The following is a 23,983-nucleotide window of genomic DNA, read 5'->3' as shown; positions in this document are numbered from 1 at the left end:
CCGCGACATCAGGCCAGCAGGCGATCGTGGTGCTCGGCGCCGCGCAGCATGGCCTGGATCAGTTCGTTGGCTTCAAACTTGGTGAGCGCCTCGTGGGCACCGACCTGATGGGCCCGCTCCACGCTGATCTCGCTGGAGAGGGAGGTGTGCAGGATGATGTAGGCTCCCGCCAGCTTGGCATCGCTCTGCACCTCGAAGGCCAGCTCGTAACCATCCAGCCCCGGCATCTCGATATCGCTCACCAGGATGTCGATCCGCGTGCCCTGGGAGACCCGGGTCTGCATCAGGGTGAGGGCGTCGCGTCCGTTGGTGCAGACCTCGTAGGGGATGTTGATGTAATCGAGCGCCGCCATGAGCTGGCGACGGGCGACGGAGGAGTCGTCTACCAGCAGGATCCGCATCGGCTTGAGCCGCTCGCGCTGCACGTCGGTCAGCACGGGGTAAAGATGGCTGGGATCGTCCGGATAGACCCGCGACAGGATGAGCTCCACATCCAGCAACTGTATCAACTGATCTCCCACCCGGGTCACGCCGGTGACAAAGACGTTCTGTCCCAAAGAGGGAGGGGGCGGCTCGATGTCACGCCAGTTGCACTCGGTGATCTTGTCGATGCCCCGCACCAGAAAGCCCACCAGGGTGCGGCGGCAATCGGTGATGATGATGAAGCAGTGGGGCATCTCCTCCCGGCTGATGGGGCGGTAGCCCACGGCCATTGCCATGTCGATCACCGGGATGGTGGTACCGCGCATGCTGGCGGCCCCGAGCACGGTGGGATGGGATTGTGGCAGGGCGGTGAGCTGGGTGTAGGGCACGATCTCCTTCACCTTGAGGGTACCGATGGCGAAAGATTGTCTGGCAGAGAGGTGGAACAGCAACATGCCCTGGGATTGGTTGGCCTTGCTCGTCATGGCGGATGTCCTGTTGATCTAGTCGGTGACGGTCAATCGGGTGTTCAGCATAAAAGATGGTGACATGAATGACTCCTTTGTTGTTAGCGGCGGTGAGCCGCAAAACTGGATTTCTTTTGCCATCCTTTTATGCCTCTCTTATCGGGTCGCGGACGGCTGAGGGGAGAGGGGCGCCCCGAGCCATTGCAGATGAGCCTCGGCCAGCGCGCTTTCATCCCGATAACCCAGCCTGCTCACCACCTGTGACGGTGTGCTGCCGCTTCGCAGCAGGCGAATCCCCTGCAACAGTTGCCACTGATCCTGCAGTACCCGGGCGTCCGGGCCCTCGAGACCGCGAGTGCCCAGCAGGGTCTGCCAGGCAGCCACGCTATCCGGCTGCGCTCTGGCCAGGGCTTGCCAGGCATCTTGCAGTGCCTGATCCCCCAGTGACGAGATGGTGCAGCCGTGCAACTCATCTCCCACCACTTGCAGCCGCTGCCCATAGGGGCCTTGCCAGTCGCGTGGGCGTGACCAGGCCGCCAGGCTGTCCAGCAGTGCGTCCATCAACGGGCTTGCCTGCAACCAGCCAGCCTGGGCGGGCTGGGGCACCCGCACGGAGCAGGCCAGCAGATCATGCTGGCAGCCAGCCAGAGGGGTGAAGGCGGCGAGGGCATCGGCACAGAGCCAGAAGTGGCTGCCAGGTGTCAGCAGCAGCTCATGGGCACCCAATTTCAGCAGCGCCACCCCCTGGGTGACGCGCAGCAATTGGCCCATGGGGGAGCGCTTGCGGGGGCCGACCTGAAGGGTGGAAGTGGAAAAATGCTGATATTCGATGGCGTGATGCATGTAAAAACCCTGATATGATGCTGCCTGGAGGTAACAAAAATGGAAACCAGACGTAAAAAACGCTTCATTGCCGGGGCAGTTTGCCCGGCGTGCGGCAAGATGGACACCATGATGCTGTATATGGAGCATGGAGTCGAGAAGGTGACCTGTGTCGAGTGCGGGGATACCCAGGTGCAGACCCAGGTGCAGGTGGACAAGGCGACGCGTGAGGCGGAGCAGGTGATAGGGGTGTTTCGTCCCGAGTGAGTGCCATGCCTCAAGGTGATGGTACGCCGGTCAGGCTGGTCGCTGTTGATGACTTTTTCATCACACCGAAGCCGGGTCGACCATATGCTTGTCTGCCTTTTTGAGGTATTCTGAGCCCGTTTTTTTCTATCCGCAGGATCCCTGACATGAAAGTAGCTCCCCTGAGCGTGGTTACGCTGGAATACACGGTCACCGACGAACACGGTGAAGTCATCGACACCACTGTCGGTAAAGAGCCGCTGGTGTATCTGCACGGTACCCGTTACCTGGTCTCCGGCCTCGAAGCCGAGCTGGAAGGTCGCAGCGTGGGCGAGGCGTTCGACGTCACCCTGACGCCGAACCAGGCCTATGGCGAGTACGACGAGAATCTGGTGCAGGAAGTGCCCGGCGAGCTGTTCGACGGTATGGAAGTGTCTGAAGGGGATACTTTTGTGGCCGAGACCGACGACGGCCACCGCCCGGTGACCGTCATCGAGGTGTCCGAGGAGTTCATCAAGGTGGACGGCAATCATCCCCTGGCTGGCGTGACCCTGGGCTTCAAGGTCGAGATCAAGGACGTACGTGCCGCGACCGCCGAAGAGCTGGCCCATGGCCATGTGCACGGCGCTGGTGGCTGCGGTCACGATCATGGTCATGACCATGATCACGGCCATGATCACGATCATGACCACGGTGGCTGCTGTGGCGGCCATGGTCACAGCCATGCACACGATCACGGCGACGATCACGGTCACGGTGGTTGCTGCGGTGGTGGTGGTTGTGGTGGCAAGGGCCATCAGCACTGATCACGGCCTGGCCGATGATAAAAAAACCCGCGCATGGCGCGGGTTTTTTTATGGCTGGCACTCATCAGTAGTGCGGTGGCGGCGTCTCTTCGGCCATGCTGGCGATCTGGCTCGGCTGTACGCTCTGCAATTTATCCACCAGTAGATGGATCTGGTGTTTGAGCCGGTCCAGCTCGCGACCCTGGGTGGTGACCTCGTCGTTGAGCTGCTCCACCGTATATTCGGCAAAGGCGAGGCGGCTTTCCAGGGTTTCGAGGCGTTCGTTTAGTTGCTGACTCATGGGCCTTTTGGTCCTTACTTGATAGTCCAGATTTCAGCCAGGCCACTGGAGCTGGCACTGACGAGGTGGTCATTGTCGCGCAAAGCCACGCCATAGACCACAGCGCTCGGCGGTTTCACCTTGGGATGGGGCGAGACGCGCCAGCTCTGCAACGGCTGGCCGTCACTCACCTGCCACAGAGTGAGCTGGCGGGAGGGGGCGCCGGTGATGAGCCAGTTGCCGCCGTTGGCAAAGCGGGCGCTGGTGTAGACCTCGAAGCGGTGATCATATTGCAACCTGCTGTGCTCCTTGCCGCTTTTGAGATCCCAGATGCTGGCCTGGCGACTGTCTGCGGTGAAGGCGAAGCGTCCGGACGGATCCAGTCTCGCCATCACGACTCGCCCGGCGTGGTTGAAGCGCCACACCACCTGGCCCGTGCGGGTATCCCACAGATAGGCGCTGTAATCGTTGCCGCCGGTGAGGGCATAGCGACCGTTGGGGGAGAGATCCACCGTATTGACCTGTTCGGTGTGGCCGAGAAATTGCAGCCGGCGTCCGGTCTGGGTGTCGACCACTTCCGCCTTGCCGTCTTCACGGCCGATGAGCACCTGGCGGCCATCCGCCGAGATCGCCGCATCGCGCAGGCGGGATTCTGGCAGGGAGTAGTAGCCCTGGGAGCGGCCATCCTGCAAGCGCCAGATGGCGAAGGTGTGCTGGGTGGCGGTGATGGCATGGCTGTCATCGGGGGAGAAGCGGGTCAGGGTGACGAACTCCTCCTGGTCGTCGCTCTGGCGCCAGCGCCAGCGCTCCTTGCCCTGTTCCAGATCCCACACCACAGTGCCCTGACCCAGGCTGGAGACCAGCGCGAGCTTGCCGGAACTGGCGAGATCCGCACTCAGCAGACCCTGGTTGGCGAGGCGGATCTGCTGGCTGGGAAGTGAGCGTTGTTCGCACCCCGTCAGCATCAGGCAAATACCGATGAGATAAATGGCACTTTTGATCATTTTTCCTGTCTCATGCTTTCGTTACCTGCGATCACGGCGTTAGTATAAGGCGCTTATCACGATAAACCTCTCATTTCACGAAGGAACCGAGAGCGGTATTTAGAGTTTTGGAGAAACTGATGAACAATTTTCTGAAGGTGTCCCTGTTGGCTGCGGCGGTTGCCGTCGGTCTGACTGCTTGCCAAAAAGATGAGAAACCTGCTGCGACCAACACCGCAGAGGTCAAGGCAGAAGCCAGCAAGCCGGCAGAGGCCCCCAAGGCTGAGGCCAAGAGCTTTGAAGAGCAATCCGGCTATGCGATCGGCCTCTCCATGGGTCGTTATATCGCCAATACCCTGGAGCGCCAGCAGGAGCTCGGCATCAAGCTGGACAACACCGTGATCCTGAAGGGTGTCACCGACGGTCTGGGCAAAGAAGCCAAGATGACCGACGAGGAGATCCAGAAGGTTCTGCAGGAATACGACGCCAAGATCAACGAGCTGACCAAGGCGAAGGCCGACAAGGATGCCGTGGAAAACCTGAAGAAGGGTGAAGAGTTCCTGGCTGCCAACGCCAAGAAAGAGGGCGTGAAGAGCACTGAGTCCGGCCTGCAATATCAGGTCGAGAAGATGGGTGACGGCGCCAAGCCGAAGGCCACCGACATCGTCAAGGTGCACTACACCGGTACCCTGACCGATGGCACCAAGTTTGACAGCTCCGTCGATCGCGGCGAGCCGGCTACCTTCCCGCTCAACCAGGTGATCCCGGGCTGGACCGAAGGGGTGCAACTGATGCCGGTCGGCTCCAAGTTCAAGTTCTTCCTGCCGTCCAAGCTGGCCTATGGCGAGCACGGTGCAGGTTCCATCCCGGCCAACGCCGTGCTGGTATTTGACGTAGAGCTGCTGGCCATCGAAAAACCGGCTGCCGATGGCGACAACGCCAAGAAATAAGCTCAAAGCACCATAAAAACGGCTCCCCAGGGAGCCGTTTTTGCTTGTGTATTGTCGCAATCCCCCGGATAAAGCGATGAGGCCGTCTTGAGTGTGTGGCGGCTAGCCCCCAGAATAGACAACAAAATCAAGCGCAAGGATGGATCTCGTGGCTGAAAGCAAACCCCGTGTCCTGTTGGTGGAAGATACCCGCAGTCTGGCGGTCGTCTATGAGCAGTATCTGGCCCAGGATGGCTACGAGGTGCAGCTGGCAGATTGTGGCCAGCAGGCTTTGGCACAATTGCTGGCAAGCCCGCCCCCCGTGGTGCTGCTCGACCTGGAGTTGCCCGACATGTCCGGCATGGACATCTTGCAGCAGATCACGGAGCGGCAACTGCCCTGCTCCGTGGTGGTGATCACCGCTCACGGCTCGGTGGATGTGGCGGTGGAGGCGATGCGGTTCGGGGCCTTCGATTTTCTCACCAAGCCGTTCGATGGCAAGCGCCTGTGCGCCACGGCGCGCAATGCCCTGAAGCACCAGCAGCTCAGCTCGCTGGTGGCCCAGTATCGGGAAAACTTCGAGCGCAGCTCCTTTGCCGGTTTCATCGGCGCCTCCATGGCGATGCAGGCGGTCTATCGCATCATCGAGAGCGCGGCGCCGAGCAAGGCCACCGTCTTCATCACTGGCGAGAGCGGCACCGGCAAGGAGGTGTGCGCCGAGGCCATCCACCAGTGCAGCCCGCGTCGGGATCAGCCCTTCATCGCCCTCAACTGCGCCGCCATTCCCCATGACCTGATGGAGAGCGAGATCTTCGGCCACGTGAAAGGGTCGTTTACCGGTGCCCAGGGGGATCGCAAGGGGGCGGCCAGTCTGGCGGACGGCGGTACCCTCTTCCTCGACGAGATCTGCGAGATGGATCTCGACCTGCAGAGCAAGCTGCTGCGTTTCATCCAGACCGGCACGCTGCAGCGGGTCGGCAGCGGCAAGCTGGAGACGGTGGATGTGCGCTTTGTCTGCGCCACCAACCGGGATCCCCTGGTGGAGGTCAAGGCCGGACGGTTTCGTGAAGACCTTTACTACCGCCTGCACGTGATCCCGCTGGCGCTGCCCCCCTTGAGGGAACGGGGAGAGGACATCCTGCTGCTGGCCCGGGAGTTGCTGCTGCGTTATGCCGGTGAGGAGAACAAGCGATTCAGGGACTTTGATGCGGACGCAGTGCAGGTGCTGCTCGACTACCCCTGGCCCGGCAACGTGCGCGAGCTGCAAAACGTGGTGCGCAACATAGTGGTGCTCAACGATGGCGAGCTGGTGAGCCCGGATATCCTGCCACCTCCCCTCAACGGGGGGCGTACCCTGGCCCCGGAGCCTGCGGTCGGGATGGCGGATCCCCAGTCAGATCCCGTGGTCGTTCGCAGGCAGGTCCGTCCGCTCTGGCAGGTTGAAAAGGAGGCCATCGAGCAGGCCATTGCCAGTTGTGACGGCAACATCCCCAAGGCGGCGGCCCTGCTGGAAATAAGCCCTTCCACGATTTATCGCAAGAAGCAGAGCTGGGAAGAGGCGAGTCCGGCCTGAGCCGTCACCTCTGCTCCCGGGCAGACATGCTGATGTGCGGGGCGGCCAATTGGTCGCCCCGCACGCTTATCAGAGTTTGGCGAGCAGCTTGAGCCTGGCCAGCCGTTCTGCCTCGTTGGCGGTGAACCAGCCATCCTGTGACAGCAGAAACCAGGCGCGGGCAAAGTACTCGGTCGCCGCGGGATCATTGAGCACGAGTGCATTCTCCCCCAGCTCCTCGAACACATAGCCATCCTCGGGGACGCCTGCGGCGGTCATGTCGTCGCGCAACTGCGCCAGTTCGGCCATGGCCTGTTCATGGCGATCCTGGGCCCGGCTCAGGCGCGCCAGACTCCAGCGGGCGATAAAGGCTTTGCCCTGGTTGTTGTGCTGCTCGTGCCAGGCCAGGCACTTTTGCTGACAGGCGATGGCCTCGTCGAGGCGACCCAGCTCGAACAGGGTCCAGCCCTGATTGTTATAGAGGGTGGCGAGCCAGCCTCGCGCCCGCTTGTCGTGACTGCGCTCGGCCAGGGTCATCGCCAGCTGGTGCCAGTGGCTCTGCTCCTCCAGGGGGGCGGCGATGGCCACCATGTGGGCCGCATCGATGGCCAGATAGTGCTCTTCGTGCTGTTCTCCCAGTTGCCAGGCCTGTTCAAACAGGGCTCTGGCGCTGGCCTTGTCACCGGCGGAGTTGAAGGTGCGGCCACGCTCCAGCAAGGCGCGCAGGCGGGCCCGTGGAGTCGCCTCGGTGAGGCGGGGTTCTATCTCGTCGAGCAGCTGGTGCGCCTGTGCAAACTGGCGTTGCAGTGAATGGGTGCGGGCTATCTGGGTGAGGAGCTCCAGCTCCCATTGCAGGTTGGTGGCACGCGCCTCGGGCAGCAGTGCTTGAAAACGCTGGGCGCTGGCAACGGGATCCTGATAATCCCACAGCGCCATGAAATCGGGCGGATTGTTCATCTGGCCTCCATGCCGGTTATCCGCCCACCAAGATGCCTGAAGGCCATTCTTTGTACAAGAAGGGGGGCTGGCGCCATCGTGACGCCAGCGCTTGCCGATCAGTAGACCATGGCAAGGCTCATCAGCATCAGACCCAGGGCAGCAAAGGCTCCCTCCTTGATAGCCAGTCGCGGTACCAGTGCCTTGGGCAGGGCAGGGAACAGGTTCAGGGCAAAGCCGAACCCCGGCATCAGCCAGTGGAAAGCAGGGCTTCGCAGGGCGGGATCCGCAGCGCCATTGATGACGATGAGCAGGATAAAGAGAGTGAAGGCGGGCAGGATAAACCAGCGGGCATGGCCGGCGGCAACCGCCCGCAGTGGCGAGATGCGATAGAGCACCAGGGTCACGAGGAAGAGGGCGAGGGGAGCCAGCAGATAGAGCGGGGCCGGGTTCATGATGAGTGTCTCCTGACTAGGGGGGCAGAGTGTAGGCAGTCCGGGTGGGGAATGACCAGTCCCCCGCGCCCGGGCTGTGAAGCGGATCGCAGGGCAAAGGTTTGCCTGGGCAGGATCAGCGGAACCAGAACCAGAGCACGGCAAATACCAGCCAGCTCAGTACCAGCAGGATCCAGGGCAGCGGGTGCTGGCGGGTGAGCTCGATGACCTCGGCTTCGCTCTCCTCTTCCGGTGTCTCTTGGGAAGGGTGCCTGGCTTTGGCTTGCAGTTTCTTCTGGCGGCTGGCCTCGCGGGCCTTAGCCTTCATCTGTTTCTTGTATTCGTCTATGCCCTTCTGGATCCCCTGGGCGATGAGCTGGGTTTGCTCCTTGGTCTGCCCCGGCTTCTGGTTGGCACGGGCGATCTTCATCGCCTCCTGCTGGGTTTCGGGGGAAATTTTGTCGTACTTGGCCATTCCAGGCACTCCTTGGCATTGATTGGCGGGCAGTATGCCATAACCGTTACCGACGGGCTGCCATCATGGGGGAAATTGCTCTGCGAGTGGGGTGCCTCTGTTCCAAATAGGGGAAACAGGTTGCGTGGATGATCACATTTGGCGGAATTTGTGAGTCGCCGATGAAAAACCGTCACATGTTGTTTGTTATATTACCGCCCGATCCTGGATAGGGTCGTCCAATAACAAAATAACAAGGTGATATGGAAATGAATTATAAATTTGTCAAAGGAAGTATCGCACTGGCAGTGCTTGCCGCATTGAGCGGCTGCAATACCTCAAGCAACGACAGCGTCGCCCCCTGCACCGAAAATGTCTGCAAGCTGACCATTTTGCATACCAATGATACCCACGGTCGTTTCTGGCACAACGACAAGGGCGAATATGGCATGGCGGCCCAGAAGACCCTGGTCGAGCGGCTGCGTGCCGAGGCGAAAGCGGCGGGCAGCGAAGTGCTGGTGCTCTCCGGCGGTGACGTCAACACCGGGGTGCCAGAGTCGGATCTGCAGGATGCAGAGCCGGACTTCATGGCCATGAACAGCATCCGTTACGATGCCATGGCGGTGGGCAACCACGAGTTCGACAACCCCCTGACCATCCTCGAGAAACAGCGCCAGTGGGCCCAGTTCCCGATGATCTCCGCCAACATCTATGACAAGACGAGCGGCAAGCGCTACTTCGATCCCTACAAGGTGTTCAAGCTGGAGAGCGGCCTCAAGGTCGCCGTGCTGGGTCTGACCACAGAGGACACCGCCCAGCTGGTGGATCCCAACAACGTCCAGACCCTCGAGTTCCGCGATCCGACCACGGAAGCCGCCAATCTCGGCAAGCAAATCCGCGACAACAAAGAGGCGAACCTGGTTCTTGCCATCACCCACATGGGCCATTACGAGAATGGTCAGCACGGCAGCAACGCACCGGGTGACGTGGAGATGGCCCGTGCGCTGCCGGCAGGTACTCTGGACGCCATCATCGGTGGTCACTCCCAGAACCCGGTCTGCATGGAGCCGGGCACCCCGGACAAGTACGCCGACTTCAAGCCGGGCGACGACTGCCAGCCGGATCAGCAGAACGGCACCTGGATCATGCAGGCTCATGAGTGGGGCAAGTATGTGGGTCGTGCCCAGTTTGACTATCAGAATGGCAAGCTGACCCTGACCCAGTACGATCTGATCCCGGTCAACCTGAAGAATGCGGACGGTGATTTCATCCAGGAAGAGATCGTCAAGGATCCCGAGCTCTACAACACCCTGCTCACCTATCAGGAGAAGGGACAGCAGGAGCTGGGTGTGGTCATCGGTGCCACCGATGGCGTACTGGACGGTGAGCGCGCCAACGTGCGCAACAAGCAGACCAACCTGGGTCGTCTCATCACCACCGCGACTGCCGAGAAGCTGAGCACCGACTTTGGCATCGTCAACTCCGGCGGGGTGCGTGCCTCCATCGCGGCAGGGGACATCAGCTACCGTGACGTGCTGACCGTGCATCCGTTCGGCAACACCGTCAACAAGGCGACCATGAGCGGCAACGAACTGCTGACCTACCTGGGTCAGGTCGCGACCAAGACCGCCAATACCGGTGGCTATGCCCAGTTCGGCGGCATCAAGATGACGGTGGATTGCCAGGCCAAGAGCGTGGACATCGCCACCATCGGCGGGAAGGCCTTCGATCCGGCAGCAACCTACAGCTTCTCCATCCCGAGCTTCAGCGCGGCCGGTGGTGACGGTTATCCGAAGATCGACACCATCAATGCCGGTCTGGTGGATGCCGGTGTGCTGAAGGATTATATCGCGGCGAAGAAGACCATTCAGGTCGCCGATTATCAGCCAGCAGGCGAGGTCAGCTATATCAACTCCACCTCGGTAGAGGGTTGCAAATAATCCCTGCACCCCGAGCCAATAAAAAAGAGAGGCAGCCATGGCTGCCTCTCTTTTTATTTTCAATATCATCAGCAGTGTCTCTCGGGAAATATATCCGGCCACGGGAAGCTGCCCCGAAATAGGGCATGACACGATCTGATGGCAATAAAAAGGCGACCCTGAGGTCGCCTTGATGAAATGGGTCGGTTGAGCCTTAGAGCTGCTCGATGCCGACGATATGCCAGGGGGCATTGTCCTTGGCGAGATCACGCTCGAGGTGCCACACCTCCTTGATGTCCTCCTCGACCTGCTCCTGACGGTCCATGTAGCGGCCGCTGAAGCGCACGCTCACCTGGGCCCAGTCGCTGCCGTAGTCGGCACGGACCAGCTGGGTGTCCACGTACATCACCTCGGTGTGCTGCTCACCGGAGAGCTCGGCGCGTTCGGCCTTGAGGTGCTCGAACAGCTCGGGGCTCACGTACTCGCGGATCTTCTCCAGGTCGTTCTTGTTCCAGGCCTCTTGCAGGGTGCGGTAGTGATCGCGGGCACCGGCCAGGAAGCCGTTCATGTCAAAGCCCGGGGGCAGACGGAAGGGCACGTCGCTGTCGGCAAAACCGGTGGCCTGCGGGGCGCTGTGGCTTTGCTCGAACTGCTGGGGGGCCGCGCTCTGGGGCGGTTGATAGCCCGCATAGGCCGTCTGTGGCTGGGCCGCTGCCGCCTTGTTCCTGCGCAGGGCTCGGAACAGGAAGACACCGCCCAGTGCCAGCAGGGCGATCAGCAGGAAGTCCATCCCTTGCAGACCTTCGAAGGCGCCGCTGCCCAGCAGGTAGGCGAACAGGCCGCCGGCCAGCAGACCACCCAGCAGGCCGCCCATCATGCCGCCTTTCTTGGGTGCCTGGGCGCCCACGGTCGGGTTCTTGGTGTCGACCGGCTTGGCTGCAGGTTGGGCCGGAGCCGTCTTGTAGCTCTTGCCAAAGGATTTGCCGCCACCAAGTTTCTTGGCCTCGGCGATGGGTGCCCCAAGGCCAATGGCCAGGATCAGGGCAAACAGGGTCAGCATCTTTTTCATTTTGACTCTTTCACTCTCATGTAGGTGGGGGCATGCTCTGCTTGTGCAAGCTCAGCGAGGCGCATGGCAGGCTGCCAGTCCCTTTTTGTGTTGCAGCTTGCGGGTATGATTATCACGGATGGCATGAATTATTCATGAACAGATTGAGTCGTCCGACAGGGGAGGCGCCCATGAAACACAGACGGCCGAGTCGCTCGGTGCGCAGGCTGCGCAACAAACAAAGAGCAAGAACGAAAGATCAGACCCTGGTCTGGCCCTTTCTCGTACTGTGAGGCATGTCTGCGGCGCACAAGTGGATGACGCTGACGAGGCCTGGGTCCCGTCTTGTCGCCGGATGCGATGACGGGACGTATTAGCACTCGCGATGGCGGGGTTTCTTTTGTAAAATTCCCGTCCCCTTCCCGCTGCGGTTTTTATGTGTATGGCAGAGCAAGTGACGGCGAAAAAAGACGCCAAGACACAACAGCTGAAAGTACCTCCCCACTCTTTTGAGGCTGAACAGTCCGTACTGGGCGGCCTGATGCTGGACAACGAGGCCTGGGATCGGGTCGCCGAACGGGTGATCGACAAGGATTTCTACAGCCGTCCGCACCGCCTGATCTTCCAGGCCATGACCCGCCTCTCCAATGCGGGCAACCCCATCGACCTTATCACTCTGCAGGAGGAGCTCGAGCGCTCCGAGCAACTGGAAGAGGCCGGTGGCTTCGCCTATCTGGTGGAGATCGCCAAGAACACCCCGAGTGCCGCCAACATCAGTGCCTACGCCGAGATCGTGCGTGAGCGGGCGGTGGTGCGGGAGATGATCTCGGTCGCCAACGAGATAGTCGAAGCGGGCTACGAGCCCCAGGGGCGTACCTCCAACGATCTGCTGGACTTGGCCGAGAGCAAGGTGTTCCAGATCGCCGAGCAGCGCACCAGCGCCAACGAGGGCCCCCAGCCGCTCAAGCTCATCCTCGAGCAGACCGTCGACAAGATTGAAGAGCTGTTCAAGACCCCCCACAACGGGGTGACCGGCGTATCGTCCGGCTACAACGATCTGGACAAGATGACCGCCGGCCTGCAGCGTTCGGATCTGGTCATCGTCGCCGCCCGTCCTTCCATGGGCAAGACCACCTTTGCCATGAACCTGTGCGAGCACGCGGCCCTCACCGCCGACAAGCCGGTGTTGATCTTCTCCCTCGAGATGCCCTCCGAGCAGATCATCATGCGTATGCTCGCCTCCGTGGGGCGCATCGACCAGACCAAGGTGCGGACCGGCCAGCTCGACGACGAGGATTGGGCGCGGCTCTCCTCCACCATGGGGCTGCTGCTGGAGAAGGGGAAGATGTACATCGACGACTCCTCCGGCCTCACCCCGACCGAAGTGCGCTCCCGTGCCCGCCGGGTGGCGCGGGACAACGGCGGCATCAGCATGATCATGGTGGACTACCTGCAACTGATGCGGGTGCCGGCGCTGTCTGACAACCGAACTCTGGAAATCGGTGAAATCTCCCGCTCCCTCAAGGCGCTGGCGAAAGAGCTGCAGTGCCCCGTGGTGGCGCTCTCCCAGCTGAACCGAAGCCTGGAACAGCGGGCCGACAAGCGCCCGGTCAACTCGGATCTGCGGGAATCCGGCTCCATCGAGCAGGATGCGGACTTGATCATGTTCATCTACCGCGACGAGGTCTATCACGACGACAGTCCCGACAAGGGGATCGCCGAGATCATCATCGGCAAGCAGCGTAACGGCCCCATAGGACGAGTGCGGCTCACCTTCCAGGGTCAGTTCTCGCGCTTTGACAACTACGCCGGCCCGGCGTTTGATGATGACTACTAAGTAAGCCGGGAGCCTGCTCCCGGCATCCATAAACAGTTTTCCCGGTTCGACAATTCTGCCGGTCCGGCCTTAGACGATGAGATTTGAGGGCTGACACCACCCGGTGCCTGATTATCATGCCCTCGTAAGGGAAAACAGATGAAAGCGGCTATCGCCCAGATCAATACAGCGGCCCTGCGCCACAACCTCGCCGTGGTCAAACGCCACGCCCCCCAATGCAAGATCATTGCCGTGGTCAAGGCCAACGCCTACGGCCACGGCCTGCTGCCGGTCGCCCGCACCCTGGTGGATGCGGACGCCTACGCGGTGGCCCGCATCGAAGAGGCGCTGATGCTGCGCTCCTGCGCCGTGGTCAAGCCCATCGTGCTGCTGGAGGGCTTCTTCAGCGCCGCCGACCTGCCGGTGCTGGCGGCCAACAACCTGCAGACCGCGGTGCACACCTGGGAGCAGCTCGAAGCGCTGGAGCAGGCGGAGCTGCCTGCCCCCGTGGTGGCCTGGCTCAAGCTCGACACCGGCATGCACCGCCTCGGGGTACGGGCCGAGGAGATGCCCGTCTTTATCGAGCGCCTCGGCAAGTGCAAGAACGTGGTGCAGCCGTTCAACGTCATGACCCACTTCAGCCGCTCCGATGAGCTGGAGCAACCCACCACCCGCGAACAGATCGACCTGTTCAGCCAGCTGACTGCGCCGCTGTCGGGCGAGCGCGCCATGGCCAACTCGGCAGGCATCCTGGCGTGGCCGGATGCCCACTGCGACTGGATCCGCCCCGGCGTCATCCTCTACGGCGTGTCGCCGTTCCCCAATACGGTGGCGGCGGATTACGACCTGCAGCCGGTGATGACCCTCAAGACACAACTGATCGCGGTGCGCGATCACAAGGCGGGCGAGCCGGTAGGCTATGGCGCCAACTGGGTGTCGGATCGCGATACCCGGCTCGGGGTGATTGCCATCGGCTATGGCGACGGTTATCCGCGCATGGCCCCCAATGGTACGCCAGTGCTGGTCAATGGCCGCATCGTGCCTCTGGTGGGGCGCGTCTCCATGGACATGACGACGGTGGATCTCGGTCCCGGCGCCACCGACAAGGCCGGTGACGAGGCGGTGCTCTGGGGGGAAGGGCTGCCGGTGGAGCGGGTGGCCGACCAGATCGGCACCATTCCCTATGAGCTCATCACCAAACTCACCTCCCGCGTCTTTATGGAGTACGTGTAGGCGAGCCGCCCCTCATCCCCAACCCTTCTCCCGCGAGGGGAGAGGGGAGAACAAAAAGGCCGCCCCGACAAGGGCGGCCTTTTTCATGGGCGTGTCCCAGAGACGAAAGAACAAGCCCCGCATCGGCGGGGCTTGAGTCACCGTCACTATGTGGCGCTTAGCCTATGGTCATCAGGCTGGCGTTGCCACCGGCGGCGGCGGTGTTGACCGAGAGGGCGTGCTCGATGAGCAGGCGCTCCAGCGGGATGTCGGTCTCGCCGCGATGCAGGCCGTGCACACCGATGATGGCGCCGTTACGGGCTGCCTGGCGCGCGGCGGCGAGCTTGCTCACCTCCCGCAACTGATCCGAGTCGCCGTGGTGCAGCAGGGCATCGAAGTCCGTCTCCCCCGTGGCCCAGTCCGCCACCAGCGCGATGGGATCCCGCGCCTCGGTCGGCAGGGAAGAGAGCAGGGAGCGTGTCTGGGCATCGTCCGGCAGCAGCACCTGGCTGCCGACCGCCAGACAGGCGGCCAGCTGGGCCAGCAGGTCGGCCTTCTCCTGGGCAAGACAGAGCACCCGTTCCCGGGGCAGCAGGCTGTAGCTGTTGCGCTCGCCGGTGGGGCCGGTCAGCAGCTGGGTACGGCCGCTCTGGGAGAGCGCGGCGTAGTGATCGCACAGGGAGGCGAGGGCCGGATCCTGCTTTCTTGCCCAGTCGCGCAGGGCCACGAGGGGGGCTTTCGCCTCGGCATGCAGGGCACCGGACTCCTGGTGCAGCTGGTTGGCCACCGCCTCCTGGGGACGGGCGCCGAGCAGGCGATACATGTAGAGCGGGCCACCGGCCTTGGGACCGGTGCCGGAAAGCCCTTCTCCACCGAAGGGTTGCACCCCGACCACGGCGCCCACGATGTTGCGGTTGACGTAGAGGTTGCCCACCTTGGCCACGTTCACCACCTGGGCGATGGTCTCGTCGATGCGGGTATGAACACCCAGGGTCAGGCCGTAGCCGCTGCCGTTGATCTGCTCGAGCAACTCCCCGAGCCGGGTGCGCGGGTAGCGGACCAGGTGCAGCACAGGGCCGAACACTTCGCGTCCCAGTTCGTCCAGGCTGTCGAGCTCGATCAGGGTCGGCAGCACGAAGGTGCCGCGGCTGCAGGCATCCCCCTGGGTGCGAGCGATCTGGTGCACCTTGCGCCCCTTGTCGCCCATGGCCTTGATGTGGCGCTCGATGTTGGCCTTGGCCTCGGCGTCGATGACGGGGCCGATGTCGGTGGAGAGGTGCTCGGGGCTGCCGACCTTGTACTCGGCCATGGCGCCCTTGAGCATCCGGATCACCCGATCCGCCACGTCATCCTGCACGCACAGCACTCGCAGGGCGGAGCAGCGCTGACCGGCGCTGTCGAACGCCGAGGAGATGACATCCATCACCACCTGTTCGGTCAAGGCGGAAGAGTCGACGATCATGGCGTTTTGGCCGCCGGTCTCGGCGATGAGGGGAATGGTGCGACCCTGGGCGTCGAGGCGACCGGCCAGGTTGCGGGAGATGATGCCCGCCACCTCGGTGGAGCCGGTGAACATGACGCCGCGCACCCGTTCGTCCGCGATGAGCGCCGCACCCACGGTCTCACCACGGCCCGGCAGCAGTTGCACCGCACCGGCGGGTACCCCCGCTTCCAGCAGGATGCGCACCGCTTGTGCCGCGATGAGGGGGGTCTGCTCGGCAGGCTTGGCCAGCACCGTATTGCCGGCGGCCAGGGCCGCGCACACCTGGCCGCTGAAGATGGCCAGCGGGAAGTTCCAGGGGCTGATGCAGACCACGGGGCCGAGCGGCCTGTGGGTGTCGTTGGCGAAGTGGTTGCGCGCCTGGGCGGCGTAGTAGCGCAGGAAGTCCACCGCTTCGCGCACCTCGGCGATGGCGTTGGCGAAGGTCTTGCCGGATTCGCGAACCAGCAGGCCCATCAGGGGTTGCAGTTCGGATTCCATCAGATCGGCTGCCCTGTCCAGCACGGCGGCCCGCTCGGCTGGCGGGGTGGACTGCCAGATCTGGCCGCTCGTGAGGGAGCAGGCGAGCGCCTTGTCCACCAGCGCTACCGTGGCTTCGCTCACCTGACCGACGACATCGCGGTGATCCGCCGGGTTGAGCACGGGCTGGAACTGGGTCGGCGCCTCGGTGTCGCAACCCAGCATGGGCACGGCCTGATAGGCGGTGTTGGTGCTGGCGAGCAGGGCGGCGGAGAGTGACCCCAGGCGGTGCTCGTTCGCGAGATCCAGACCTGCGGAGTTCGGGCGCGCCTCGCCGTAGAGATCCCGGGGCAGGGGGATGCGCGGATGGGGCAGACCCAGAGTCCCTTCACGGGCGGCCATCTGCTCGATCTGCTGCACCGGATCCTGCACCAGGTCCGAGAGGGAGATGTTGTTGTCCGCGATGCGGTTGACGAAGGAGGTGTTGGCCCCGTTCTCCAGCAGGCGGCGCACCAGGTAGGCGAGCAGGGTCTCGTGGCTGCCCACCGGAGCATAGATGCGGCAGGGGCGACCCAGCTTGCCGTCGGCCACCTTGCCGACCACCTGTTCGTAGAGCGGTTCACCCATGCCGTGCAGGCACTGGAACTCGTACTGGCCCGGGTAGTAGTTCTGACCCGCCAGCTGATAGATGGCAGACAGGGAGTGGGCGTTGTGGGTGGCGAACTGGGGATAGATGGCCTCGGGCACCGCCAGCAGCTTGCGCGCGCAGGCGAGGTAGGAGACGTCCGTGTAGGGCTTGCGGGTATAGACCGGGTAGCCTTCCAGCCCTTCCTGCTGGGCGCGCTTGATCTCGCTGTCCCAGTAGGCGCCCTTCACCAGACGGATCATCAGGCGGTGACGGCTGCGCTTGGCGAGATCGATGACGTAGTCGATCACATAGGGGCAGCGCTTCTGGTAGGCCTGGATGACGAAGCCGATGCCGTTCCAGTCGGCGAGGGACGGATCGAAGCAGAGCTTCTCCAGCAGATCGAGGGAGATCTCCAGGCGATCGGCCTCCTCGGCGTCGATGTTGATGCCGATGTCATACTGCCTGGCGAGCTGGGTCAGGCCCAGCAAGGTGGGGTAGAGCTCCTCCATGACGCGATCGTACTGGGCGCGGCTGTAGCGCGGATGCAGGGCGGAGAGCTTGATGGAGATACCCGGCCCCTCGTAGATGCCGCGACCGTGGGAGGCCTTGCCGATGGCGTGGATGGCCTGCTCGTAGGAGGCCAGATAGCGTTTGGCGTCCTCCTCGGTCAGGGCCGCTTCCCCCAGCATGTCGTAGGAGTAGCGGAACCCCTTGCTCTCCATGCCGCCTGCGTTCGCCAGCGCCTCGGCGATGGTCTCGCCGGTGACGAACTGCTCACCCATCAGGCGCATCGCCATGTCGACGCCCTTGCGGATGAGCGGCTCACCCCCCTTGCCGATGAGTCCCTTGAGGGAGTTGTTCATGCCCGCTTCGTTGTGGGTGGCCACCAGCTTGCCGGTGATGAGCAGACCCCAGGAGGCCGCGTTGACGAACAATGAGGTGCTCTGGCCCAGGTGCTGGCTCCAGTTGCCGCCGCTTATCTTGTCGCGGATGAGGGCATCCCGGGTCGCCTTGTCGGGGATGCGCAGCAGCGCCTCCGCCAGGCACATCAGGGCCACCCCTTCCTGGGAGGAGAGGGAGAACTCCTGAAGCAGCCCCTGCACCAGGCCCTGACGGCCGCTGGCGCTCTTCTGGTTGCGCAGCTTCTCGGCGATGCCCATGGCCAGCTTCTGGGTCGCGTCAGCCTTCTCCTTGGGCAGACGGGCCTGCTCCAGCAGCATGGGGACGGCTTCGGTCTCGGGGCGGCGATAAGCCCCCGTGATGGCGGCCCGCAGCACGGACTGGGGCAGAATGCTCTCGGCAAACTCGAGGAAGACCTGGATGCCCTGCTCGGTCAGGGTCTCGACGGCCTCTTCCCCGGCGGCGGCAGCCAGCCCGGAGTGCTCGGGCGGGGTCAGACCGCGATCCAGTTGCTCCAGATAGGTGAAGATGGCTTGCTTGATCAGCCAGTGGGGAGTGCGATCCAGGGTCTGCGCAGCCTGTTTGAGGCGGTCGCGGGTCGCTTCATCGAGTTTGACGCCGAGGGTGGTAGTGGCCATGGGACTTCCTGTGTCTAGAAGGTAACAATATTACCGGACGGTTAAATTTCGCCGATGATGGTGCAACCAGGTGCAACCTTCAAGCAAGAAATTTTAATGTATTGGTTACATTGTTGAATTTTTCCATGAATCCGGTCTCCATCAGGCTCCTTTCAAGCCCGCCGCTTGTCCGCTTTTCACAGCATTATTAATGGGTTGGCAATGCATCTTATGAATGCCTATATGAGGTGCAACCCACTGCAAATCGGGTTGCACTTTTGCGTGTTCGACCGAACCTGGGTTGTGAGTGCGGCTCCCCCGTGCGCAGAAGGGAGCGGAGCGCCACCTGACAGAGCCCCGTGCTCTTCTATGCTGTTAGCTGGCCACAGGGGCCAGCTATCGGTGACAAGGAGAAACCCATGGCGCGTGTCAGTACCTATCTCAATTTTGCCCGGGAGACGGAGGCTGCCTTCCTCTTCTATCGCGAAGTGTTCGGCGGTGACTTCAGCGGCCCCATCCACAGGTTCAAGGAGTCCCCGGGTTGCCCGGGCCAGCCCCCTCTGTCGGAGGAAGACGGGGAGCTGGTTATGCATGTGGCCCTGCCCATCCTTGGGGGTCACGTGCTGATGGGCACGGATGCTCCGGCCAGCATGGGGTTCACCCTGGTGCAGGGCAACAACAGCTACCTCAACCTGGAGCCGGACAGCCGGGGCGAGACCGATCGCCTGTTCGCAGCCCTGGCCGAGGGAGGCAAGGTGGAGATGCCGCTGGCGGAGATGTTCTGGGGTGACTATTTCGGATCCCTGGTGGACAAGTTCGGCACCCACTGGATGTTCAACTGCCAGAGCAAGACCTGACGGCAGATCTGCAATGAAAAGGGCGCCATGGCGCCCTTTTCATCTTTATTGCCCATCACTGTCCCTATTTGCTGCGCCTGCCACCTGCGCTGGTATGCCCCGAGCATGGGATTGCAGTGCGCTGCCTTATGGCGTGCGACCCACCATGTCAGCGGGGATCACCCAGGCATCAAACTGCTCCGCGCTGAGGTGGCCCGAGGCAATGGCCGCCTCCCGCAGGCTGAGCCCCTGATGGTGCGCCCGCTTGGCGATCTCGGCCGCCTTGTCATAGCCGATATGGGGGTTGAGGGCTGTCACCAGCATCAGGGAGCGGGAGAGCAGATCGTCGATCCTGGCCTGGTTCGGGGTGATGCCGACGGCGCAGTGGTCGTGGAAGCTCTGCATGCCGTCCGCCAGCAGCCGCACGCTCTGCAGGACGTTGTAGGCGATCATGGGCCTGAACACGTTGAGCTCGAAGTTGCCGCTGGCGCCGCCGATGTTGATGGCCACATCGTTGCCCATCACCTGGGCGCAGAGCATGGTGAGGGCCTCGCTCTGGGTCGGGTTGACCTTGCCGGGCATGATGGAGGATCCGGGCTCGTTCTCGGGGATGAGCAGCTCCCCCAGCCCGCTGCGGGGGCCGCTCGCCAGCCAGCGCACGTCGTTGGCGATCTTCATGAGGGAGGCTGCCAGCGTCTTGAGGGCGCCGTGGGCGTGAACCTGGGCGTCACTCGCCGCCAGGGCCTCGAACTTGTTGGGGGCGCTCACCAGCGGCAGGCCGGTCTGCTCGGCCAGGGTCCTGGCCACCGCCTCGGCAAAGCCGGGAGGGCAGTTGAGGCCGGTGCCCACGGCTGTGCCGCCGAGCGCCAGCTCGCACAGATGGGGCAGGGCGGCCCGTAGATGGCGCTCCCCCTGTTCGAGCTGGGCGACCCAGCCGGAGATCTCCTGGCCCAGGGTGAGGGGAGTGGCATCCTGCAAATGGGTGCGGCCAATCTTGACGATGTGGTCGAAGGCGGCGGCCTTGCCTGCCAGGGTCTGCTTCAGGGCAGCGAGGGCCGGCAGCAACCGCTGCGTGATGGCGGTGACTGCCGCCAGGTTCATGGCGCTCGGGAAGACATCGTTGCTGGACTGGCTCTTGTTTACCTCGTCGTTGGGATGCACCAGCCGCGCTTCCCCCCGGGGGCCGCCGAGCAGTTCGCTGGCCCGGTTTGCCAGCACCTCGTTGAGGTTCATGTTGGTCTGGGTGCCGGAGCCGGTCTGCCACACCATCAGGGGAAACTCGGCGTCGTGCAGGCTGCGCAGGATTTCGTCGGCGGCGGCCATGATGGCCTGGGCCTTGCGGGCGGGGAGCAGCCCCAGGGCGTGGTTGACCCGGGCGCAGGCGGACTTGATGCGGGCCAGGGCATGGATGATCTCCATGGGCTGGCGCTCTCCCGAGATGTTGAAGTGATGCAGGGAGCGCTGGGTCTGGGCCCCCCAGAGCCTGTCCGCCGGGACGGCTATCTCCCCCAGGCTGTCCCGCTCCATCCTGATATCCATGACGTGTCTCCTGCCGTTGAGGTGGTGGCACCCAGCATGAACCCAAACGGCGGCCGGGGCCAGCTTGCACATGGATACGCTTTGCATATAATAAGTAAAGCTTACTATATGGGTTGCATATCATGAACAAACAACCGGACACCCTTGGCTTTCTCATCGGCGACGTCCAGCGTCTGATGCGCCGCCAGTTCCAGCAGCAGCTGGAGGGAAGCTGCCTCACCCTGGCCCAGGCCAGAGCTCTGGTGCACATTGCACGCAGCGAAGGGATCCGCCAGGTGGATCTGGCGGAGCGGCTCGACATCCAGCCCATCACCCTGGCCCGTCAGCTCGATCAGCTGGCGGAGAGCGGCCTGGTGGAGCGGCGCAGCGACCCCCATGACAGGCGTGCCTATCAGCTCCATCTGACCGAAGGGGCCACCCCCTATCTGGCGATGATCAAACAGGCGTCCGATCTGGTGCATCAGAGGGCCATCGGCGAGCTGGGGGAGGAGGCGACAGAGGCGCTGTGCCGCTCCCTCAAGATCCTGCGTGCCAACCTCGGCCACCTCTGATGCTTTCCTGTGATGCCAACCAACGTGGAGCCATATCATGACCACTGATTCCCCCTCTTCCTCCCGTCCCGCCGCCAACCGGCGCCGCACCCGCCTGCTGTTGCTGGTGATGGTGCCGGCACTGGCCCTGATCGGGGCGGGCGTTATCTACCTGCAGGGCGGGCGCTATGTGGAGACGGACAACGCCTATGTGAAGGCGGACAAGGTCCCCATCAGCACCGAGGTGCTGGGCCGGGTGGCCAAGGTGTTCGTCGAGGAAAACCAGCAGGTCCGGGCAGGCCAGCCGCTGTTCGAGCTGGATCAGGAGTCCTTCCGGGTCGCTGTGGCCAAGGCCGAGGCGGAACTTGCCAAGGTGCGCACCGATCTGGTGGCGTTGCAGACCAGTTATCGCGGCCAGCAGGCGGAGATCGCCGTGGCCCGCACCCGCCATGCCTATGCCCTGAAGGAGGAGCATCGCCAGGCGGATCTGGTGACCAGGCACTTCACCTCCACCGCCAATTACGACGATGCCCGCCAGCTCACCATACAGACCGCCCAGCAGCAGGTAGCGCTGGAGGAGGGGCTCAAGAAGATTGAAGCCTCCCTCAGCGGGGACGTGAACCTGCCGGTGGAGCAGCAGCCCGCCTATCAGGAGGCCGCGGCCGAGTTGGCCAAGGCCAGGCTGGATCTGGCTCGCACCACCATCTATGCCCCCGCCAGCGGCATCGCTAGCCAGTTGCCCAAGCCCGGCCAGTACAATCTGGTGGGCATGACCGCCATGATGCTGGTGGAGACCGATACCCCCTGGGTGGAGGCGAACTTCACCGAGACGGAGCTGACCCATGTGCAACCTGGCCAGAAGGTGGACATCAGTGTGGATACCTACCCAGATGCGCACTGGACCGGTGTGGTGGAGAGCCTGAGCCCGGCCACAGGCTCCGAGTTTTCGGTGATCCCGGCCCAGAACGCCACCGGCAACTGGGTCAAGATCGCCCAGCGGGTGGCAGTGCGGATCAAGCTGGATTCGGGAGCGGATCTGCCCACCCTGAGGGCGGGTCTGAGTGCTACTGCCGAGATAGACACCGGCCATCAGCGCACCCTGCCTGGCCTGTCAGGTCGAGGTTGATATGACGAGCGCAGCCACAGGGCAGGCAGACCAGGCTTCCCGTCGCACCTTCATCACCTTGTCGGTGATGGTGGCGACCATCATGCAGGCGCTGGACACCACCATCGCCAACGTGGCCCTCCCCCACATGCAGGGGGCGATGGGGGCGACCCAGGATCAGATCTCCTGGGTGCTCACCTCCTACATAGTGGCGGCCGCCATCTTCATGCCGCTGACCGGTTTCATCTCGGCAAGAATTGGCCGCAAAAGGCTGTTCATGTGGTCGGTGGCGGGCTTTACCGTCGCCTCCATGCTGTGTGGCGCGGCTCAGAGCCTGGATCAGATAGTGCTGTTCCGCCTGCTTCAGGGGATCTTCGGGGCCAGCCTGGTGCCCCTCTCACAGGCGGTGCTGCTGGACACCTATCCGCCTGAGAAGCACGGCTCTGCCATGGCGCTCTGGGGGATAGGGGTCATGGTGGGCCCCATTCTGGGGCCGTCGCTGGGGGGCTGGCTCACCGAGTACTACAACTGGCGCTGGGTCTTCTACATCAATCTGCCGTTCGGCCTGCTGGCCTGGTTCGGGCTTGCCGCCTTCATCGAGGAGACGAATATCGATGCCAGCCGCCGCTTCGATCTGCTGGGGTTCGCCCTGCTGAGTCTCGGCATCGGGGCGTTGCAGATGGCGCTGGACAGGGGAGAGTCCCAGAACTGGTTCGCCAGCCGGGAGATCGTCATCGAGACCGCCCTGATGGTGATGGCGTTCTACCTCTTCGTGGTGCATATCTTCACCCACCCGCACCCCTACATAGAACCGGCCCTGTTCCGGGATCGCAACTTCAGCGTCGGTCTGCTCTTCATCTTCATCGTCGGCATCATCTTGCTGGCGACCATGACGCTGCTGCCTCCCTTCATGCAGGGGCTGATGGGTTACCCGGTGATCGACGTGGGTTACCTGCTCGCCCCGCGCGGGGTGGGCACCATGGTTGCCATGATGCTGGTGGGCAGGCTGTCGGGCCGGGTGGATGCCCGTTACCTCATCCTGTCAGGGCTGCTGCTCACCAGCTTCTCCATGTGGGAGATGACCCTGTTCAACACGGACATCGGCAGCTGGGACATAGTGCGCACCGGCATCATCCAGGGGCTGGGACTCGGCTTCATCTTCGTGCCACTCTCCACCATCACCTTTGCGACCCTGGCGCCGCGCTATCGCAACGAGGGGACGGCGCTGTTCAGCCTGGTGCGCAACATCGGCAGCAGCATCGGCATCTCGGTGGTGATCACCTATCTGGCCCAGCGATCCCAGATGAACCACGAGGCGTTCGCCGCCTACATCACCCCGTTCAATGTCAACCTGCATCAGGGCGGGGGCATGGCGGAGCTGATGACGCCGAAGGGGCTGGCCATGATCAACGGCGAGGTGACCCGGCAGGCCAGCCTGCTCGCCTACCTGCAGGATTTTCGCCTGATGATGTGGGTCAGCCTGTGCGCCGTGCCGCTGGTGGTGTTGCTGAGGGCTCCCGGTCGCAGCGGCTCTCGGGAGGAGATGGCCATTCTGGAATGAA

21 protein-coding genes are annotated in these 23,983 nt (G+C 63.0%); 11 read left to right on the top strand and 10 right to left on the bottom strand.

What is annotated here, in order from left to right; all coding sequences use genetic code 11:
• Positions 1-8: 8 nt before the first annotated feature.
• Both AB5Y53_RS19310 and AB5Y53_RS19305 read right to left on the bottom strand, forming a co-directional pair.
• On the bottom strand, positions 9-908 hold the full coding sequence (locus AB5Y53_RS19310) for a chemotaxis protein (protein ID WP_045523724.1): 900 nt from the start codon (positions 906-908) through the stop codon (positions 9-11).
• 138 nt (positions 909-1,046) lie between these two features.
• Positions 1,047-1,733, bottom strand: a complete 687-nt coding sequence (locus AB5Y53_RS19305; RefSeq protein WP_198497248.1) for a hypothetical protein — start codon at positions 1,731-1,733, stop codon at positions 1,047-1,049.
• A 39-nt stretch (positions 1,734-1,772) separates the two neighbouring features.
• Here AB5Y53_RS19305 and AB5Y53_RS19300 point away from each other — a divergent pair, with 39 nt between their 5' ends.
• Positions 1,773-1,979 (top strand): YheV family putative zinc ribbon protein, encoded by a 207-nt coding sequence (locus AB5Y53_RS19300; RefSeq protein ID WP_113979085.1) that lies wholly within the window; start codon positions 1,773-1,775, stop codon positions 1,977-1,979.
• 146 nt (positions 1,980-2,125) lie between these two features.
• Positions 2,126-2,764, top strand: a complete 639-nt coding sequence (locus AB5Y53_RS19295; RefSeq protein ID WP_113069756.1) for a peptidylprolyl isomerase — start codon at positions 2,126-2,128, stop codon at positions 2,762-2,764.
• Between the two features lie 64 nt (positions 2,765-2,828).
• On the opposite strand, the gene AB5Y53_RS19290 is transcribed toward AB5Y53_RS19295, so the two are convergent.
• Both AB5Y53_RS19290 and AB5Y53_RS19285 read right to left on the bottom strand, forming a co-directional pair.
• Complete coding sequence (locus AB5Y53_RS19290) at positions 2,829-3,044, bottom strand: SlyX family protein (protein WP_010673249.1); 216 nt, start codon at positions 3,042-3,044, stop codon at positions 2,829-2,831.
• A gap of 14 nt (positions 3,045-3,058) precedes the next feature.
• Positions 3,059-4,027 carry a WD40 repeat domain-containing protein gene (locus AB5Y53_RS19285; RefSeq protein WP_102948835.1) on the bottom strand — a complete coding sequence of 323 codons (969 nt, stop codon included), beginning with the start codon at positions 4,025-4,027 and terminating at the stop codon, positions 3,059-3,061.
• Positions 4,028-4,146: 119 nt separating this feature from the next.
• On the opposite strand from AB5Y53_RS19285, the gene fkpA reads away from it, so the two are divergent.
• Both fkpA and AB5Y53_RS19275 read left to right on the top strand, forming a co-directional pair.
• Positions 4,147-4,956, top strand: a complete 810-nt coding sequence (gene fkpA, locus AB5Y53_RS19280) for an FKBP-type peptidyl-prolyl cis-trans isomerase (RefSeq protein ID WP_029313875.1) — start codon at positions 4,147-4,149, stop codon at positions 4,954-4,956.
• A 148-nt stretch (positions 4,957-5,104) separates the two neighbouring features.
• Entirely contained in the window at positions 5,105-6,508 is a 1,404-nt protein-coding gene (locus AB5Y53_RS19275) for a sigma-54 dependent transcriptional regulator (RefSeq protein ID WP_104453177.1), read from the top strand.
• Between the two features lie 69 nt (positions 6,509-6,577).
• Here AB5Y53_RS19275 and AB5Y53_RS19270 read toward each other — a convergent pair whose 3' ends face one another.
• The 3 genes from AB5Y53_RS19270 to AB5Y53_RS19260 form a co-directional block, all read right to left on the bottom strand.
• Entirely contained in the window at positions 6,578-7,444 is an 867-nt protein-coding gene (locus tag AB5Y53_RS19270) for a tetratricopeptide repeat protein (protein WP_368182951.1), read from the bottom strand.
• Positions 7,445-7,542: 98 nt separating this feature from the next.
• Complete coding sequence (locus tag AB5Y53_RS19265; protein ID WP_368182950.1) at positions 7,543-7,878, bottom strand: hypothetical protein; 336 nt, start codon at positions 7,876-7,878, stop codon at positions 7,543-7,545.
• 115 nt (positions 7,879-7,993) lie between these two features.
• On the bottom strand, positions 7,994-8,332 hold the full coding sequence (locus tag AB5Y53_RS19260; RefSeq protein ID WP_045523719.1) for a DUF2956 domain-containing protein: 339 nt from the start codon (positions 8,330-8,332) through the stop codon (positions 7,994-7,996).
• A gap of 248 nt (positions 8,333-8,580) precedes the next feature.
• On the opposite strand from AB5Y53_RS19260, the gene ushA reads away from it, so the two are divergent.
• Complete coding sequence (gene ushA, locus AB5Y53_RS19255) at positions 8,581-10,251, top strand: bifunctional UDP-sugar hydrolase/5'-nucleotidase UshA (protein WP_041211202.1); 1,671 nt, start codon at positions 8,581-8,583, stop codon at positions 10,249-10,251.
• Between the two features lie 193 nt (positions 10,252-10,444).
• Here ushA and AB5Y53_RS19250 read toward each other — a convergent pair whose 3' ends face one another.
• Positions 10,445-11,299 (bottom strand): Tim44 domain-containing protein, encoded by an 855-nt coding sequence (locus tag AB5Y53_RS19250; protein WP_010673257.1) that lies wholly within the window; start codon positions 11,297-11,299, stop codon positions 10,445-10,447.
• A 421-nt stretch (positions 11,300-11,720) separates the two neighbouring features.
• Between AB5Y53_RS19250 and dnaB the strand changes: the two genes are divergently transcribed.
• Positions 11,721-13,115, top strand: a complete 1,395-nt coding sequence (gene dnaB, locus AB5Y53_RS19245) for a replicative DNA helicase (RefSeq protein WP_039040054.1) — start codon at positions 11,721-11,723, stop codon at positions 13,113-13,115.
• 138 nt (positions 13,116-13,253) lie between these two features.
• A complete protein-coding gene (gene alr, locus AB5Y53_RS19240) occupies positions 13,254-14,327 on the top strand; it encodes an alanine racemase (protein WP_368182948.1) in 1,074 nt (357 codons plus the stop codon).
• Between the two features lie 157 nt (positions 14,328-14,484).
• Here alr and putA read toward each other — a convergent pair whose 3' ends face one another.
• Positions 14,485-18,432 (bottom strand): trifunctional transcriptional regulator/proline dehydrogenase/L-glutamate gamma-semialdehyde dehydrogenase, encoded by a 3,948-nt coding sequence (putA, locus tag AB5Y53_RS19235; protein WP_368182947.1) that lies wholly within the window; start codon positions 18,430-18,432, stop codon positions 14,485-14,487.
• Between the two features lie 398 nt (positions 18,433-18,830).
• Between putA and AB5Y53_RS19230 the strand changes: the two genes are divergently transcribed.
• Complete coding sequence (locus AB5Y53_RS19230) at positions 18,831-19,268, top strand: VOC family protein (RefSeq protein ID WP_041211205.1); 438 nt, start codon at positions 18,831-18,833, stop codon at positions 19,266-19,268.
• A 126-nt stretch (positions 19,269-19,394) separates the two neighbouring features.
• On the opposite strand, the gene fumC is transcribed toward AB5Y53_RS19230, so the two are convergent.
• The gene (fumC, locus tag AB5Y53_RS19225) at positions 19,395-20,786 is read right to left on the bottom strand and encodes a class II fumarate hydratase (RefSeq protein WP_368182945.1); all 1,392 of its coding nucleotides are present in this window, start codon (positions 20,784-20,786) and stop codon (positions 19,395-19,397) included.
• 122 nt (positions 20,787-20,908) lie between these two features.
• Here fumC and AB5Y53_RS19220 point away from each other — a divergent pair, with 122 nt between their 5' ends.
• The 3 genes from AB5Y53_RS19220 to AB5Y53_RS19210 are packed head-to-tail and all read left to right on the top strand — an operon-like array spanning position 20,909 to position 23,982.
• Entirely contained in the window at positions 20,909-21,337 is a 429-nt protein-coding gene (locus AB5Y53_RS19220) for a MarR family winged helix-turn-helix transcriptional regulator (RefSeq protein WP_010673264.1), read from the top strand.
• 37 nt (positions 21,338-21,374) lie between these two features.
• Positions 21,375-22,442: an efflux RND transporter periplasmic adaptor subunit gene (locus tag AB5Y53_RS19215; RefSeq protein WP_368182943.1), complete on the top strand. Its 1,068-nt coding sequence runs from the start codon at positions 21,375-21,377 to the stop codon at positions 22,440-22,442.
• Position 22,443: 1 nt separating this feature from the next.
• Entirely contained in the window at positions 22,444-23,982 is a 1,539-nt protein-coding gene (locus tag AB5Y53_RS19210) for a DHA2 family efflux MFS transporter permease subunit (RefSeq protein WP_368182942.1), read from the top strand.
• Position 23,983: the final 1 nt, after the last annotated feature.

Origin of the sequence: Aeromonas sp. R7-5, assembly GCF_040908015.1 — a bacterium.
Classification (GTDB): domain Bacteria; phylum Pseudomonadota; class Gammaproteobacteria; order Enterobacterales; family Aeromonadaceae; genus Aeromonas; species Aeromonas caviae.
The sequence above is the reverse complement of the archived record's forward strand: the minus strand, read 5'-3'. Positions and strand labels throughout refer to the sequence as shown.